Here is a 17414-nt window from a genome sequence, read left to right as displayed (position 1 = left end):
AGGATTTTTCCTGACGGTAAATATCCTTGTTGTGGTGTTTTTTCTGCTTGCCTGCCTGGTCCCTTTTATTTCCCCGGAAAGGTTTTGGCCGATCAGTTTCCTCACGCTGGGTTTCCCTTTCCTGCTGGGTATCCTCGTATTGTTTCTCGTTTTCTGGCTGATTTTCCACGCTCGATACGCGCTCATCCCGCTGGTAGCCATGCTGCTGGGCTGGAAGTCGGTTTCGTCGTTCGTGGCATTGCGCTGGCCGCAGAACTGGGATACGGCCGACCGGCCGGACGGGAGCTTCAACGTCATGAGTTTCAACGTGGCTTTATTCGGGTTATATAGTCAAAAGAACAGCAAGCCCGTGCGGGATTCCATTTTCAGACTGATAGAGCGGCATGAGCCGGATGTGCTGTGCCTGCAGGATTTTTACACTTCAGAAAAGAAGAACGATTTCAATAACCGGGAGGATATTTCGCGGGAGCTGAACATGCCGCACCGTTTTTTTTCGAGCGATTTTAACCGTAATGGCACCCAGCACTGGGGGTCCATCATCTTCTCGAAATTCCCCATCATCAAATCCGATAAAGTGAAATTGTCCAGCGGCCCGCTGGGCGAAAGCCTCATTTACGCCGATATCCTGAAGGGAGACGATACCATCCGCATCGTGAACATGCACCTCGAATCCTTCCGATTCAACAAGGAAGATTACCAGTCGATCAACAAAGTGAAAGCCCAGAAAGATACGGGGCTTGTGGCCACGCGCGGTATTATGAACAAGATGCGCGACGCTTATATCCGCCGGAGCCGCCAGGCAAATATCGTAGCCGGTTTCATCCGCAACAGTCCGCACCCGGTGGTGGTTTGCGGTGATTTCAACGACACGCCGGCCAGCTACACCTATTATACCATCCGCGGCAACCTGAACGACGCGTTCCTGCAAAAAGGCAGCGGTATCGGCCGAACATTCTCCGGCATCTCGCCCACGCTCCGCATCGATTACATCTTCGCAGACCCCGCATTTTCCATTCACGGCTTCCGCACCATCCAGACCGATCTCAGCGATCACTACCCCGTGATCACCAACCTGCGGCTCGGGGAGGACGAATAGGCTTCATAAGTTTGTGGGCGCCTTTTGGCTAAAAAATTCGAAATTAGGGTGATAAAATACGAAATTCGCCCCTCGAACCTTTTGATATGTCAGAACAGCTTAAACTACACAATACCCTAAGCCGACAAAAAGAAATTTTCACACCCTTGTACCCCGGTCACGTGGGCATGTATGTGTGCGGGCCCACTGTTTCGGGTGAGTCGCACCTGGGTCATGCGCGCCCCTTCATCACGTTCGACGTGCTGTACCGGTACCTCTTGCACCTGGGCTACAAAGTGAGATACGTCCGCAACATCACCGATGCAGGGCATTTTGAGGAAGAAGGAAGGGATGCGGAAGATAAAATCGCCAAAGGCGCCCTGCTGGAGAAGCTGGAGCCCATGGAACTGGTGCAGAAATATACCAATCTCTACCACTGGGCCATGGAACAATTCAACAACCTCCCGCCCAGCATCGAGCCTACCGCCACCGGCCACATCGTTGAGCAAATCGAAATGATCAAAAAGATCATCGCCGACGGCTATGCTTACGAAGCCAACGGATCGGTGTATTTCGACGTGAAAAAATACTCCGAACAGCACCATTACGGCATCCTCAGCGGCCGCGTCATCGAAGACCAGCTGGAAACCACCCGTGAGCTCGACAACCAGGACGAAAAGCGGAACAAAGTCGACTTCGCGTTATGGAAGAAAGCCCCGGCCGAGCACCTCATGCGCTGGCCCAGCCCCTGGGGCGACGGCTTCCCCGGCTGGCACATCGAGTGTTCCGCCATGAGCGGCAAGTACCTCGGCAAGCAGTTCGATATTCACGGCGGCGGCATGGATCTCCAGTTCCCCCACCACGAATGCGAAATCGCCCAGAGCACTGTGGCGCACGGCGATATGATGGCCCGGTACTGGGTGCATAACAACATGATCACTATCAACGGAAGGAAGATGGGAAAAAGCTATGGCAACGTGATCAAGCTGACGGACCTCTTCGCCGGCACGCACCCGATCCTGGAAAAGGCCTATAGCCCCATGACGATCCGTTTCTTCATCCTGCAAACCCATTACCGCTCCACGCTCGACTTCTCCAACGAAGCGCTGCAGGCCGCGGAAAAAGGGCTCGCACGCCTCTGGGCCGCTTTCGAAACGCTCCAGAAACTGGAATACGCCGGCAACGGAGCCGCCATCAATGAAGAACTCGACAAACAGGTACGCGCCTTCTGCGAGGATTGCACCACCGCCATGAACGACGATATCAGCACCGCGCGCGTGCTCGCTAACCTCTTCGAACTGGCCCCTGTGATCAATTCGCTCCGCGGCGGACAAGTGAAGATGCACGAGATCGCCGAAACCACTTTCGCCCTGCTCAAAGCCACCTGGCACACGTTCCTCGTCGATATCCTGGGGATGCGCTCCGAAGAAACCGCCGACACCGGCAAACTCGACGGCGTGCTGCAGCTCCTGATCGATATCCGGAAAGAAGCCAAAGGCCGGAAAGATTACGCGACTTCCGACAAAATCCGCAACCAGCTGCAGGCGATCGGCATCCAGCTGAAAGACGAGAAAGACGGAACCGTGTCTTACGCTATCGATTAATGACAAAATATGACACCGCACGAAGTTTATATTCAGCATCTTCGTAAGGATAAAAAACTGCAAAAGATCGTCTCCGCCCCGCTGGCCGTGCTGCCGGTGCGGAAAAACGTCGCGCTGAAGCTAATCGGTTCCATCATGAGCCAGCAGCTTTCCACCCGCGTGGCGGAGGTGATCCACGGCAGATTCCTGGCGCTGTACGGCGGCAAGGAACCCAAACCCCAACAAATTCTCGACACACCGCCCGAAACCCTCCGCGCCATCGGCCTTTCCAACGCGAAAGTTTCCTATGTACATAACGTGGCCCGCTTCGTGATCGAAGAAAAACTCACCGATGCACGCCTGCGCAAAATGACAGACGAAGAAGTGATCGCCTACCTCACCCGCATCAAAGGCGTGGGCCGGTGGACGGTCGAAATGCTGCTGATGTTTTACCTCGGCCGCGAAGATATTTTCTCCCCTGACGATCTCGGCATCCAGCAGGCGATGACGCTGCTTTACAAGCTGGACCCCGCCGACAAGAAACAGCACCGCATCCGGTTGCTGGAACTGTCCGCCAAATGGGCGCCCTACCGCACACACGCGTGCCGTTACCTCTGGGCCTGGAAGGATGGTGAAATATGACTTAAAATCAGGGAATATTATAGGTAACGATGTACGTCGTATCCAGCTGCGTATCGGCTTCGATCAGCCCCACGCCTTTCGCGTAAAAGCTGGTAAGGATCGTTTGCGCGGGAACAAGCGGCGGGATCGATACTTCGGTGCGCACACCGATCACATTCTCGAAACGTTGTCCGGCTACCACTTTCATCGTTCCTTTCTGCATTATGGTGTGGGTGAGCGTGGCGTTGACCGGCCCCACGAACGAGATATCCACCAGTACCGTTTCGGTCCAGGAGCCGCCGAGGCTTATATTATCGCGCAGGTAAACGCTGCGGATGGGATCAGCGGTGCCGCCGGCGACGTTGGAGAAGTCGGCGAATTGCTCATAAATACCGTTTCCGCAGCGGAACAGCCCTTCCTTCCCGTCATCGAGATTTTCCATCACCCGCCAAACTTCGCCATTCAGGGTGGAGTCGCCGGTGGCTTTGAGGGAAAAGCGGAGCGTATCGTCGGTTCCGTCGACGGTGTTGTAAGAAAACAGCGCACCGTCGGAGTACGGCGCATAATCGCAGGTATGACCTTTAAACGGATCTTCCGCGCTCTTATCCTTTTTGCAGGAAACGATGGCCAATGCTGCCGCGGCCAATAATAGTCTCACTTTCATGAATATGCAGTAACAGTACTAAGTTACCGGATATTTTCTAAAGTTCATTATGTACTATTTACACTTATTTAGAAAATATTTAAAGAAAAACTTGATAACTTAACGATCGATCTGAATCGAGCTATATATCTGAATCTTTGGAAAAACCTGTGTTGTTTGAAAATCCGTGTAATTGAAAACCTTTATTGTTTAATTAAAAATCTGAATCGAAAATCTGAATCAAACATCTGAATCGAGTGTCTGAATCGTCACCAGACCAGTTACTATTTTTTTGACCCAAACCTAACACGTTACAGTTATGCGAAGAATTCCACGTTATGGCGGAGCCATGCTCATGGCTGTGCTCGCCGTCTTTTCAGGAGACATGCCCGTCTCCCACGCTCAATCCACTTCCCAATCCACCCAGCAACTCACGGTCAGAGGTAAAATCAGGGACGCCAAGAACGTTTCGCTGCCCGGCGTGACGGTTGTCGTGAAGGGAACGACCAAAGGCACGGTTACGGATGAAAAAGGGATTTTCTCGCTGCCCGGCGTGGAGCCCAATGCCGTACTGGTAGTGCAATTCATCGGGTACGAAACGCAGGAGTTCCCTATCCAGGGCGCCACCACGGTCACCATCACGCTCAAAGAGACCGAGAGCCAGCTCGACGAGTACGTGGTAACAGGGTACGGCACGACCAAGAAAGTCACCAAAACCGGATCGGTGAGCACCGTGAAAGGCGACGAAATCAAGCAGGCCCCCACCGTGAACGTTTCCAACGCGCTGGTGGGACGCGTTTCCGGGCTGATGGCCCTCAATAACAGCGGTGAGCCCGGGTACGATGGCTCCCGCATCCTCATCCGCGGCCGCTCTACCTTCAACAACTCTGATCCGCTCGTGGTGATCGACGGTATCCCCCGCGACGGGTTCCAGCGGCTGAACCCGAACGACATCGAGAATATCTCGGTGTTGAAAGACGCTTCGGCGGCGATTTTCGGGTCGCGCGCGGCCAACGGGGTTATCCTCATTACCACCAAACGCGGTAAATCGGGCAAGCCTTCGCTGAGTTACAGCTTCAATCAGGCTTTCACCCAGCCCACGCGTATCCCTGAAATGGCCGATGCGCCAACTTACGCGAAGATCGTGAACGAAATCAACGTCAATTCCGGCGCGGCGGCGCCCTTCAAGGACGAAGACATCCAGAAGTTCGCTTCCGGCTCCGACCCCTGGACGCACCCCAACACCAATTGGGTGGACGCGGTGGTGAAACCCCTCAGCAGCCAGAACCGTCACGACCTCTCGCTACGCGGCGGGTCCGACAAGTTCATTTATTTCATGTCGCTGGGCACGCTTTTCCAGGACGGGATTTTCAAGGAAAGCGCCACCAAATACCGGCAGCATAACGTCCGCATCAACCTGGACGCCAACGTCAACAAGTACTTCACCGTTCGCCTCGACGTGGCGGGCCGGCTCGAAGACAGGAATTTCCCGCCCAGGAGCGCCGGTTCCATCTTCCGCGCGCTGCTCCGCGGGCGCCCGACAGAAGCCGCCATCTGGCCCAACGGGCTCCCAGGACCGGATATAGAGTACGGCGACAATCCGGTGGTAACCAGCACCAACGCCATCGGCTACCAGCGCGATAAAACCTACGTCATCAATTCAAACCTCGGCGCGATCCTGTACATCCCGCAAGTGGAAGGGCTCTTCCTCGACGCCAACTTCGCGCTCGACCAGAGCTTCAACTTCAACAAACGCTTCATCAAACCCTGGACGCTGTATTCCTTTAATGGTTTCGACGGTAACGGACAACCCCAGGTTTCCGGGTCCAGCCGCGGCGTATCCGCGCCCGAGCTCGATGAGTGGTTCAACCAGGGACAGAATATCACGCTCAACGGTAAGATCAACTATCTCCGCGCTTTCGGCAAACACAACGTGGGCGCGATTTTCGCGATTGAGCGCAGTGAGCAGAAAGGCGATGCGGCCTGGCTGAGAAGGAAATACTTTCTTTCCGGCATCGTAGACCAGATCAATGCAGGGTCCAACGATGAGAAAGACAACAGCGGAAGCGGGTTCGAATACGCGCGCCTTAACTACTTCGGCCGTTTTTCCTACAACTTCTCCGAGAAATACCTGTTTGATTTCAACTGGCGGTACGACGGATCGCAGAACTTCCCTGAAGGGCGCAGGTTCGGCTTCTTCCCCGGCGTGTCTGCCGGATGGGTGATGAGCAGTGAGCCTTTCTGGAAATCCACTTTCGGTACCACGATGGATTATTTCAAGATCCGGGCATCGTACGGGCAGATGGGTAACGACCTGATCAACCCGTTCCAGTACCTCCAAACGTACAACCTCATCTCCAACGGGCCCGTATTCGGCGGAACGCCCAACGGCGCGGTGAACCCATCTACCATTCCCAACCGTTACATCACCTGGGAGCGCTCCAACAACACCGACATCGCGCTGGAAACGAAGCTGTTCAACGGACTGATCGGATTGGAAGCGGAATTTTTCTACACGCACCGTAAAGACATCCTCGCGCCCCGCCAGGCTTCCATCCCGCTGTATACCGGCATGACGCTGCCCGACGAAAACATCGGCGAAGTGAAGAACAAAGGCGTGGACATCCACCTTTCGCACAAGCGCACCGTGCGCAAATTCACTTACGAGATCATCGCCAACATTTCCCACGCGAAAAACAAAATCGTAAACTGGGACGAAGCGCCGAACACCCCCGAATGGCAAAAGGTGACCGGTAAGCAGATTGGCGCACCGCTGTATTACAAAGCTATCGGCATTTTCCGGGATGACGCGCATGTGCAAAGCTACCCGCGTGTGGGTGGCGCACGGCCGGGCGACATCATTTTCGAAGACCTTCCGACCAAAGACGGGAAAGGCGACGGTGTGATCAACGACCTCGACCGTATCCGCATCGACCGTTCGGAATACCCAACCTGGAACTATGGGCTGACCCTGGCTGCGAATTACCGGAATTTCGACATTACCATGTTATGGCAGGGCGCCACCGGTTCCAGCCAGTACATCCGCACGGAATCCGGCCTGATCGGTAACTTCCCGATGAAGATCGCCTCCGACCGCTGGACGCCTGAAAATCCCGACGGCAGCATGCCGCGGCCATATGACCGCGATAAAGAATACTGGGTGAGCCGGCCCAATACATTCTGGTTCTGGAACACCGATTATCTGCGTTTGAAAACGGTGGAGATCGGGTACACCATTCCTGAAAGCCTCCGCAAGCGCGTAAACATCGAAGACCTGCGTATTTACGTGAGCGGGCAGAATCTGGTTACGTTTGACAAGGTGAAGATCTTTGACCCGGAGTCTCCCTCCGGCAGCGGACAATTCTATCCGCAAACGCGCATCTTCAACGTTGGCCTGAACCTCACTTTATAAAAAACTAGCGTCATGAAAAGATTAATCCAACACTTTACATATATGTTCCTCGCGGCGATGCTCCTGGTATCCGGCGCGTGCAACAAAGACATACTGAATAAGAAGCCGCTGAACGATTACCGAGACGAGGACGTCTGGAAAGACCCCGCGTTGGTGGTGGCTTACGTTAACAACCTGTATCTCCAGAAGCGGCATGGCTTTACGGAGGTAATGCTCAGTTCCGTTTCAGATGAAAGCCGTTTCATCCATAATTACGGGACGCAGACGGCGGTAACTGAAGCGCTTTCGGCCGACGACCTTGGTGCGTTCAACGACCGATACGGCGAGTGGCAGAAATATTACCGCGCGATCCGCAACTGCAATATTTTCTTCGAGATGGTAGGCCAGGCGCCGTTTACCGACGAAGCGCTGCGGCAGCGGCTGATCGGGGAAGTGCATTATCTGCGCGCATATTTTTATCACACATTGGTGCGCTTCTGGGGTGGGGTTCCCGTCGTGAAAAAACCCTTTTCCCTTGAGAATCGCGATGAAATGATGATCCCCCGCGGTTCCTTCGAGGAGTGCGTGAATTTTATCGTAGAAGATTGCGACAAGGCCGCAGGCATCCTTCCTCCCAAACACGAACAACCCGGTCGCGCCACCAAATACGCCGCCATGGCGCTGAAGTCGCGCATGCTGCTGTTTGCGGCCAGCCCCCTTTTCAGCCAGCAGAACATTACTGCCGCCGAAGCGTATCGCGGTTATGTGAACAGCTCCGACGCACAGAAAGCGGAACGTTACCAAAAAGCGTACGATGCCGCAAAGGCGATCATCGACGAGCACGTTTTCTCCCTTTACAAACCCACGTCCAACGCCACCGACAACTACACCCGTGTGTTTCTGGACAAGGATAATTCGGAGATCATTTTCGCGCGGTATTTCAACCGCCAGTTCCAGGGCACCTCGCACGACTTGTACAATGGTCCGAACGGCTATCACAACTGGGGCGGGAACGTTCCGTTGGAAAATTTCGTGAGCGGCTACCAGATGGCGGACGGTACGCCTTTCAGCTGGGCCAACGCCACGCATGCCGCAAACCCTTACGCCAACCGCGATCCGCGCTTCTACGCAACGATTTTGTATAACGGCGCCAAGTGGAAGAAACGCCCCAGCGACGCGATCGCGCTCGATCCCGTAGGTGAGATCCAGACCGCGCGTTTCGAGAAGAAAAACGCACAAGGCGCCATCACCGTACAAGCCGGCCTCGATACGCGCAGCAGCGCTATCGAAAACTGGAATGGTACCTACACGGGGTATTATATCCGCAAGTTCATGGACATTACACTCGACGCGCAGTTTTTCCGCGGCGACCAGGCCTGGCCCTGGTATCGCTATTCCGAGATCCTGCTGAACGCAGCGGAAGCATTGATCGAGCTGAACCGGCATGATGAAGCGCGCGTTTACATTAACGAGATCCGCACCCGTGGCGGCATGCCCGCATTCGCCAACACGGTGGCGGGTGATGCGCTCCGCGAAGGGCTGCGTTACGAGCGCCGCTACGAGCTGGCTTTCGAGGATCACCGTTATTATGACGCCCGCCGCTGGATGATCGCCGAAACAGTGTTTTCCGGCCCCGCCAATGCGATCGACATCTTCGGCAAACTGAACCCCGACAACACCTACACCTGGACTTACAAAGTGGTGAACAGCGGGCAGGACCGCGTTTTCTCCAACAAGCATTACCTGCTGCCGATCATGGCGGCGGAGATCCGGCGGAACGATTTAATCAAACAAAACCCGGGTTATAATTAACAATCAATTATCAAAATAAGACAATAGCCCACAAAACGCCGCCGCCTTCCCGGGTTGGCGGCGTTTGTGTATTCTATACGCTATCTTATACGAAAAATATTTCAGGCGTTTTGATTTTTGTATAATGTTAAGTTGTACATTCGTCTTCCTGATTAACAGATGATTAACAATTTTAGCCCGTCAGCAGCTTACAGACAGACCGAACCTACCCCAGGCACAGTGATTTCCGTTCGAGCAATTAACTATCGATAACAATAAATCAACGATCTGCTCACATTTACTTAATGTCCACTTAATGTTGGCTTAATGACACTGCTGGACCTTTGTGTCGTCAATGTAAACGCACTTACTGATCCAGAGAAGTTAACTATTAAACATTTAAGACAATGAAAAAGACATTTGTTGCGGCTCCAAAACGATTTTTTACGGCAGCATTACTGGTAATCGGCATTTCGATGCAGGCTTTCGCACAGGATCGCGCCTTCGCCTATGCGACAGAAGAACCCGCCAAACGTGAAACCCGTGGAGAAAAAGCACCCGAAGGCGCCAGCTACATGGCGCAAAGAGGATGCAAAATCGATATCTCCCAGGATGGCGCCCGCGGGCTCAGATTCCTCGTACAGATCGACAATCCCATGCAGGACAAACTCACCCTGTACATTAAAGACACCAACAATAACACGCTCCACAAAGAAGCGCTTGATCTGACTTCACCCAGGTTTGTTGGCCGTTACAACCTCGAAAAGCTGGAAGACGGCGATTATACCTTTGAAATCAGAAATGGAAAAAATAAACTGGAAAAATCCGTTGTTATCAAGACGCAGTACATGGTGAACCGCGCCGTGTCTGTCGAATAACCCCAGGCCTTCCAGCCCTGTCATCCCTCACAGGCAGCCCGTGACTTGTTCTCCGGCTGCCTGTTTTTGTTAACACGAAAAACTAAAAGGCCCGCACATCCGGCGGGCCCTGTCAATTTAGTTCCTTTATGATGCTATAACATCGCCTGGTAAAGGGTTTCCATCATGTTCTCCCGCACTTTCAGCGACGACAATTTGTAGTTCGATCCCCCGTTCGGGCAAACCCTGTTGCTCAGGAAAACGAATGCCAGGCTGGATTGCGGATCTATCCACACGCAGGTGCCGGTAAACCCGGTATGCCCGTACGTTTGCGGCGAGCATGACTTGCAGGGATAAGGGTCTTTCCTTTTCGCATTGTCCTTCTCCGGCTTATCCCACCCCAGCCCCCGGCGGCTGATGCCGGAATGGTATCCCGTAAACATCTGGATGGTTGCGGGGCGGATGTATTGCACGCCGTTGTAAGCACCGCCGTTCATGAGCATCTGCACGAGTTTGCCGAGATCGCCGGCGCTGGAAAATAACCCTGCATGGCCGGCTACCCCGCCGAACATCGCGGCGCCGGGGTCATGTACGTCGCCGCGGATCCATTGCACCCTGAAATTGGATTCAAACTCTGTAGGCACCAGCCGTGTGAGCGCCAGGCGGCTCCGCGGTTCGAAGCCGGTGGTTTCGAGCCCGAGGGGCTCATAGAACGTTTCGCGCACATAGTGGTCCAGCGTTTGACCCGTCAGCGCTTCTACGATCTTGCCGAGGAAAATGAAATCATTGTCGCTGTAAATATATTGGCGGCCGGCAGGCAGCACTTTGCTGTCGAGGATCCGGCGGAACATGGTATCGATATAGCGCTCCTGCATGTAGAGGTTTTCCGCTACGCGGACCGTGTGCATCGAATCCTGGTGGGCGGCAAACAGCAGCGTGTCAGGCCAGCCGTTCGGCATGAGGGTTTCTTTGTAGAAAGGAATATATGATACTAACCCGGCCTGGTGCAGGAGAATGTCGCGGATGGTAAGGCGCGCTTTGTCGGTACCGCGCACCCAGGGCAGGTAAGTGCCGAGCGTGGCGTCGAGCTGGAGCTTGCCTTCGTCATACAACTTCATGACAGACAAAGTGGTAGCGCAGATTTTCGTCACGGAAGCAAGGTCGTATACTGAGCTGTCGGTTACTTTTTCCCGCTGGCTGTAATCATAGAATCCGAAGTTTTTATGATAAACGAGCTTGCCATTTTTCAGCGCCAGGATCTGGCAACCGGGGGCGGCGCCTTGCGCGATCATGTCGTAGGCCAGCGAATCGAGCCTTTGCAGAACGATGCTGCTCATCCCGACACTTTCCGGCTCAACGGTTTGCAAAACAGACACGGCCGGTGTTTCAGGAACGAGACTGCTAAGTCCGGTACCGAATGGGAAATTTTCACAAACGGTGACGGGCAGTTTTCCTTTGGGTGGTAACTTGCCGAAAATCACGTCGGCCGCGGCGCGGTGGGTGATGCTGTCGTCCTCATATGCCGCGATGATGGTGGGCGCTTCGCAGAAATAACGGATGGCGTAAGGATTGCCGAAGGCCACGGTCACGGCGGGCATTTCCTCCTGTATCTGTTTGATGACGGCCCTTTCCGCGCGGGTGATGCCATAATTATTGGCGGGCCGGCGGCTGTAATCCTGCAGCGCCACGATCACGGCGTCGTAGTCGCGTTTCAGCACTTTCACCATCCCGGCGATCTGCGCTTCGGTTTGGCGGGGGCTGAACACATAGCCGGCTACGTCGGGGCGATGGGCGCGCACGGCGTTGAGGAACGTATTATTTCCACCGTCAACCCCAACCGCCACCACGGCGATTTTCTGCCGGCCCGCAACGGGCGACATGGGCAACAGGTGATTATCGTTCCGAAGAACGGTGATAGCAGCTTCCGAGATCCGGCGGCGGAGCGGCAGTACTTCGGCGTTCAGGTCTTTCGCGATGTTAACGGGATCGATCGCTTGCACATTGGCAAGGCCGGTTTCGTACTTGGCGCGGAGGATTTTCTTCACCCGCATATAGACTTCTTCCCGGGAGATCTGACCTTTCCGGATGGCGGCGGCGATGGCCTGCACGCTGCCCTTTGCGGTGGAAGGAAGTTCCATGAGATCGTTACCAGCGAGCAGGCTTTGCAGCGACTCCTGGCCGTTGCTGTAATATTTGCGGATGCCCTGCATCTCCAGTGCGTCGGTCACCACAATGCCGTCGAAACCCATGTCTTTCTTCAGCATGTCGGTAACGGTTTTGTAGGAGATGGATGTAGGCGTATTGGCTTTGTTATCGATGGCTGGAACGTTCAGGTGTGCGATCATCACCGAAGCAACGCCGGCTTCGATGGCGCGGCGGAAGGGATACAGTTCCAGGGAATCGAGGCTGGCTAGCGATTTCCGGATCACGGGGAGATCATGGTGGGAATCTACATCGGTATCGCCATGGCCGGGGAAGTGCTTGGCGCAGGCGAGGATGCCCGCGTCCTGCATGCCTTTGATCATGGCCACGCCAAGGCGCGCCACCTGGTATTTGTCTTCGCCGAAAGAGCGGTCGTTGATGACGGGGTTTTCGGGATTATTGTTGACGTCGAGCACCGGCGCGAAGTTGTATTGGATACCCATGCGGCGGCATTGTTCGCCGATGGCTTTGCCCACTTCGTAGATGAGGGCGCTGTCTTGCACGGCACCCAGCATGAGGTTGCGGGGGAAGGCGATGACGCTGTCGACGAACCGCATGCCCAGGCCCCATTCACCGTCTACCGCCACGAGGAGCGGCGTTTTGCTGGTGGCCTGCAGCCGGTTGACGAGATTAGCCTGCCGGCCGGGGCCGCCCTGGAAGGTAACGATCCCTCCCACTTTCACATTCCTGATATCGTTGAGCACGGCGGCCACGTGGTCGGCGCCAAGATTGGAATGCACGCGGATCATGATCAGCTGGGCGATCCTTTCCTCATGGCTGAGGGAGTTGAAAACGCTGTCGGCCCATCGCTCCGCCGGTCCGGGACCCGGGCGGGCCTGCAGGGTGATTTCCGTATGGGGGAATGATTTCGCATGGATGTTTTCCGGCCGGGCGGAAGCCGCCATAAGCAGTCCGCTTAGCCCTGCTACCGTTATTAATCTCATCATGTCATAAACATAACAAAAATTGTGTGCATGCGCGAGCGGGAATTGACTGACGGCGAACGCATTGCATTAAACAAATATATCTTTGGGACAGGTGGTTCGCCGGTCATTCGCGCGATTTAAACGCCGTCTACGATTTTCCTTGTTTTATTGAATTACGTTTACTAATTTGACTAATACCTTTGTGAGAATTCAGTAATTACAATTTTAATTACCAACTCATTCAATTTCTTATTATATTTGCACCTTACGGTTCGTGGGTAGATGAACCTTTTTAGGGCGCTGTCTGTAAGAAGAAACGTCTTTAAATGAACCTGTAAACAAGCGCAAGTCTATTGCTTGCGGTGAATTTTTATCAGCAACACATGGTCAATTTAATTTTATTTGGCCCTCCCGGCAGCGGGAAAGGAACGCAGAGTGCCAACATTATCGAAAAGTACGGATTGCTTCACCTGTCCACCGGCGACCTGTTGCGCTCCGAGATCGCGGCGAAAACGCCGTTGGGGATCGAGGCGCAGAAAGTGATGGACCAGGGCCTACTGGTGCCTGACGAGGTGGTAATCGGCATGATTTCCTCCAAACTGGACGCCAATCCGGAAGCCCGCGGCTTCATTTTCGACGGTTTTCCGCGCACTACCGCCCAGGCGGAAGCGCTGGATAAGCTGCTCTCCCTCAAGAAAACGGCTATTTCCGCCGTGTTGAGCCTCGAAGTACCTGAAGATGAGCTGGTTCGCCGCCTCCTGGAGCGCGGTCAGACCTCCGGCCGGTCGGACGATGCCAGCGAGGATGTGGTGAAAAAACGCATCGTGGAGTATCATAACAAAACCGCTCCCGTGGCCGATCATTACGCCAAATACGGCAAGCTGAAGAAAATCAAAGGCGAAGGCACGATCGAGAATATTTTCGATTCGCTGAGCAAAGAAATCGACGATCTGGTGGGCGTTCGCGTATAGCACTGCCCGTTTTGCATCATATTTAAACGCAAAGATCAGGTAAAGCCAAACTTTACGATCTTTGCGTTTTGCTTTTTACTGCCGGACCTCCCGGACCGGCAAATGTTGACACATGGAGAATTTTGTAGACTATATCAGGGTATTTTGTAAATCCGGCCACGGCGGCGCGGGCAGCAAGCATTTTATGCGCACCAAATTCAAGGCGCTGGCGGGCCCCGACGGCGGCGACGGCGGGCGCGGCGGCCACCTCATCCTGCGCGGCAACGCCCAGCTGTGGACCTTGCTGCACCTGCGCTGGTATAAAAACGTACTGGCCGAAAACGGCGGAAACGGCAGCGGCGACAACTGCACCGGCCACAATGGGAAAGACATCGTGATTGAAGTGCCCCTCGGCACCATCGTCCGCGACGAGGAAACCGGGGAAGTAGAAGCCGAAGTGCTGCGCGATGGCGAAGAGATCATCTTCATGCCCGGCGGCCAGGGAGGCCGCGGGAACGCTTATTTCAAAAGCCCCACCAACCAGGCGCCCGAATACGCCCAACCCGGCCAACCCGGCCTGGAAGGGTGGAAGGTCCTGGAACTCAAGGTTTTGGCCGACGTTGGATTGGTGGGATTCCCCAATGCCGGAAAGTCTACCCTCCTCTCCAGCATCACCGCCGCCAGGCCTAAAATCGCGAATTACGCCTTTACCACCCTCACGCCACAACTGGGCATGGTACCCTACCGCGACGACCGCTCGTTCTGCATGGCCGACCTCCCCGGCATCATCGAAGGCGCCCACGAAGGGAAAGGCCTCGGCCACCGGTTCCTCCGGCACATCGAACGGAACGCCGTGCTGCTATTCGTAATCCCGGCAGACAGCACCGATCATAAAAAAGAATTCGACATCCTCCTCAACGAGCTAGAACAATTCAACCCCGAGCTCCTCGATAAACAGTTCCTCATCGCCATTTCCAAAAGCGACATGCTCGACGAGGAACTGAAGGAAGCCATTTCCGCTGAGCTCCCGGCAGACGTGCCCCACGTATTCATTTCCGCCGTCACACAAACAGGACTGCAGGAATTGAAAGACATCCTCTGGGATGCGCTCTCCGTGGAGGCTGCGCAAAACCGCGCCCCGATGGATACCAGCGAAGAAGACGATGAGGAAGCATCAGATGAAGATTTCACCGAAGCGTAGGCGAAGATTTTTTTTCGGACGGATGCAGTTTATTTCGTCCCGGACATTATTTTTGCATACCTGCCACCCTAGCTCAGCTGGTTAGAGCGGTTGTTTCGTAAATAACAGGTCGTCGGTTCGATTCCGATGGGTGGCTCAAATAGCCTCCGCGCGTATTGCAACGTCGGAGGCTATTTTATTTTCATATATAGCGATAAATCGCGCAATTTCCTCCCAGCGCAGATCCACATCCGGCTGCATGTAGTATTCCCGGAAAACGGCTTCGGCCGAAAAATCGCCATGATGCAGGAAATGCCAGGTCAGCACCTGGCGGAGAAATTCCCTTGCAAGCGTCTCCCCGTTGATATGACGATTCGCCGCCAGCCATGCGAGGTTGGCACGTATCCTCGTATCATGTTCTGGCGTAGCCATACCAAACCGGTAGCCGTCCTGTGTTTCGCGCAGGTAAATACCGGCAATCCCCGGGTGGGGTAAATTCTCTATTTCGCAGGTGCCGCAACTCTCCGGTTCTACGTCTGTCCCGAAATACAACCGGTTCAGGGTGCCCCTGCGGTAATTGCCACCCTGGTAGCGGAAAACCTGCCGAAGGCTTCCATCCGGCTCCCGCAAAAAAACGTAATCCCTGTAATGCCTGCGGTCGGCAGCCTGGTATAAAGTAACGAACAGTGCCGGCACAGGCTTCGTTCCGAACGACTGCCACGATTCATTGTATTGGAGGTGCGCGAAAGAACTTCGCCAGGCCTGATAGGTAAGCTTGTCGCCGGTGGAAAAATGAATTTCGTCGCCGGGTGAAACATTCAACGGAAGCTCACGGGAAGCAGACGTCGGCCGCTCGTTGTCCGGCAACGGCAAATCCGGTTTGGGGCCAAACAGGTATAGACCAACAAAAAAAGGATTAAGCCAGCGAGGCTGGCTGCCATAAATTTCCAGGGCAACGGGCGCGGCGGAGGCGCGGCGGGCGGAGGCGGATTCGCGGCCGATTGCCGTTGCTGGGTATGATGATGGCGTTGCTGTGACTGGGTTTGTTGATTACTCGCCTGTTGAGGTGGCATGCGGCTCCAGGCGAGCTGACGATCATAGCGCATCCGATCGTCGGGATCGGACAGGATGCGGTATGCCTCCAGCACTTCACGAAACCGTGCCTCCGCGGCGGGATTGCCGGGATTGCGATCCGGATGATATTGCATCGAGAGCTTCCGGAAGGCGGTTTTCATGAATGCGGGCGTCGCATTTTCGGGGACGCCCAGGATTTGGTATAATGTCGGCATACCGGGAATGAAGTTGCTGGTATAAGGTCGATAAATAGCGGCAATAAATGTACGAATCGGCGGCTGATTGGCAAATATGTTACCTTCATGTTGATGGAATCCACATTCTCCTGCTCTCCCGATATTGAACGTGCGCTGGATTATTTCGCGGCGGTGTCTCCCTTGTCTGTTGCGGCGCGGGAAGCGCTCAGCCACTGCCTGTTGCTAGATGCCTTTCCCAAAAAACACCTGCTGCAGCAATCCCGCCGGCCGGCTACGCATCTTTTTATCGTATCGAAAGGATTGGTGCGCAGTTATTTCCAGCAGGCAAACCGGGAAGTTACGTTGTTGCTGGGGATGGAGCGTTGCGTGATTTGCGCGATGGACAGCCTGCTGAGCGGCAAGCCTGCGTATTACAACATCGAAACGCTGGAAGAAAGTGAAATCATCTCCATATCCTACGCAGACCTGGAGCGCCTGTACAGCGAGTTTCATGAGATCGAACGATTGGGGCGGCTGATGATCAGCCAGTATTATTTACAACAGGACCAGGAGCTTCGTTCGATGCGTTTTTTGTCGGCGCGGGAGCGTTACCTGGAGATACTGGAAAAGCAGCCGGAACTATTGCAGCGTGTACCTTTGCAGTATGTGGCTTCTTTCCTGGGTATGTCTGCCGAAACGTTGAGCCGTATCCGTGGTTAGAGGATTTGGGGTTGTGCAAACATTCCTTCCGGAATGCCTGCACAATTTTTTTCATGTCTAATTGACTCTCAAAAGCTTATATCGGGTTTTCTCTTTTCTGGACGCTCGAAAGCACTGTATTAACCTGGTGAACGGGGGGTAACTGGAACAAATCACGTGTATGCATATACTTTTCTTATTACACGGTCCTGAATAATAAACGTAATAATCATCTTTATAGTTTTA

The 17414-nt window shown here is 54.3% G+C and carries 13 protein-coding genes and 1 tRNA gene; 10 read left to right on the top strand and 4 right to left on the bottom strand.

Features of this window, described 5'->3' with window-relative positions:
- Positions 1 to 31 precede the first annotated feature (31 nt).
- The 3 genes from WJU16_RS14075 to WJU16_RS14065 all read left to right on the top strand — a co-directional run bounded on the left by WJU16_RS14075 (position 32) and on the right by WJU16_RS14065 (position 3300).
- Positions 32 to 1096 (top strand): endonuclease/exonuclease/phosphatase family protein, encoded by a 1065-nt coding sequence (locus WJU16_RS14075; RefSeq protein ID WP_341834133.1) that lies wholly within the window; start codon positions 32 to 34, stop codon positions 1094 to 1096.
- Positions 1097 to 1182: 86 nt separating this feature from the next.
- Positions 1183 to 2679: a cysteine--tRNA ligase gene (gene cysS, locus WJU16_RS14070; protein WP_341834132.1), complete on the top strand. Its 1497-nt coding sequence runs from the start codon at positions 1183 to 1185 to the stop codon at positions 2677 to 2679.
- Positions 2680 to 2688: 9 nt separating this feature from the next.
- Positions 2689 to 3300 (top strand): DNA-3-methyladenine glycosylase 2 family protein, encoded by a 612-nt coding sequence (locus WJU16_RS14065; protein ID WP_341834131.1) that lies wholly within the window; start codon positions 2689 to 2691, stop codon positions 3298 to 3300.
- Between the two features lie 7 nt (positions 3301 to 3307).
- On the opposite strand, the gene WJU16_RS14060 is transcribed toward WJU16_RS14065, so the two are convergent.
- Positions 3308 to 3943: a hypothetical protein gene (locus WJU16_RS14060; protein WP_341834130.1), complete on the bottom strand. Its 636-nt coding sequence runs from the start codon at positions 3941 to 3943 to the stop codon at positions 3308 to 3310.
- Positions 3944 to 4241: 298 nt separating this feature from the next.
- Here WJU16_RS14060 and WJU16_RS14055 point away from each other — a divergent pair, with 298 nt between their 5' ends.
- From WJU16_RS14055 to WJU16_RS14045, 3 genes are all read left to right on the top strand, one after another.
- Positions 4242 to 7334, top strand: a complete 3093-nt coding sequence (locus WJU16_RS14055; RefSeq protein WP_341834129.1) for a TonB-dependent receptor — start codon at positions 4242 to 4244, stop codon at positions 7332 to 7334.
- Positions 7335 to 7346: 12 nt separating this feature from the next.
- The gene (locus WJU16_RS14050; RefSeq protein ID WP_341834128.1) at positions 7347 to 9125 is read left to right on the top strand and encodes a RagB/SusD family nutrient uptake outer membrane protein; all 1779 of its coding nucleotides are present in this window, start codon (positions 7347 to 7349) and stop codon (positions 9123 to 9125) included.
- 386 nt (positions 9126 to 9511) lie between these two features.
- Positions 9512 to 9982, top strand: coding sequence for a hypothetical protein (locus tag WJU16_RS14045; protein ID WP_341834127.1), 471 nt, complete (start codon positions 9512 to 9514; stop codon positions 9980 to 9982).
- 134 nt (positions 9983 to 10116) lie between these two features.
- Here the strand turns inward: WJU16_RS14045 and WJU16_RS14040 are convergent, their stop codons facing one another.
- Positions 10117 to 13110 (bottom strand): glycoside hydrolase family 3 N-terminal domain-containing protein, encoded by a 2994-nt coding sequence (locus WJU16_RS14040; RefSeq protein ID WP_341834126.1) that lies wholly within the window; start codon positions 13108 to 13110, stop codon positions 10117 to 10119.
- A gap of 362 nt (positions 13111 to 13472) precedes the next feature.
- Between WJU16_RS14040 and WJU16_RS14035 the strand changes: the two genes are divergently transcribed.
- The 3 genes from WJU16_RS14035 to WJU16_RS14025 all read left to right on the top strand — a co-directional run bounded on the left by WJU16_RS14035 (position 13473) and on the right by WJU16_RS14025 (position 15376).
- Positions 13473 to 14060, top strand: coding sequence for an adenylate kinase (locus WJU16_RS14035; protein WP_341834125.1), 588 nt, complete (start codon positions 13473 to 13475; stop codon positions 14058 to 14060).
- A 112-nt stretch (positions 14061 to 14172) separates the two neighbouring features.
- The gene (gene obgE, locus WJU16_RS14030; RefSeq protein ID WP_341834124.1) at positions 14173 to 15240 is read left to right on the top strand and encodes a GTPase ObgE; all 1068 of its coding nucleotides are present in this window, start codon (positions 14173 to 14175) and stop codon (positions 15238 to 15240) included.
- 62 nt (positions 15241 to 15302) lie between these two features.
- Positions 15303 to 15376, top strand: a tRNA-Thr gene (locus tag WJU16_RS14025).
- Here WJU16_RS14025 and WJU16_RS14020 read toward each other — a convergent pair.
- Complete coding sequence (locus tag WJU16_RS14020) at positions 15376 to 16086, bottom strand: hypothetical protein (RefSeq protein WP_341834123.1); 711 nt, start codon at positions 16084 to 16086, stop codon at positions 15376 to 15378. The genes WJU16_RS14025 and WJU16_RS14020 overlap by 1 nt on opposite strands.
- Entirely contained in the window at positions 16038 to 16508 is a 471-nt protein-coding gene (locus tag WJU16_RS14015; RefSeq protein WP_341834122.1) for a J domain-containing protein, read from the bottom strand. Before WJU16_RS14015 ends, WJU16_RS14020 begins: the two co-directional genes overlap by 49 nt.
- A gap of 87 nt (positions 16509 to 16595) precedes the next feature.
- On the opposite strand from WJU16_RS14015, the gene WJU16_RS14010 reads away from it, so the two are divergent.
- Positions 16596 to 17189, top strand: coding sequence for a Crp/Fnr family transcriptional regulator (locus tag WJU16_RS14010; RefSeq protein ID WP_341834121.1), 594 nt, complete (start codon positions 16596 to 16598; stop codon positions 17187 to 17189).
- The last annotated feature ends 225 nt before the right edge of the window (positions 17190 to 17414 follow it).

This window comes from Chitinophaga pollutisoli, assembly GCF_038396755.1.
Classification (GTDB): Bacteria; Bacteroidota; Bacteroidia; order Chitinophagales; family Chitinophagaceae; genus Chitinophaga; species Chitinophaga pollutisoli.
The sequence above is the reverse complement of the archived record's forward strand: the minus strand, read 5'-3'. Positions and strand labels throughout refer to the sequence as shown.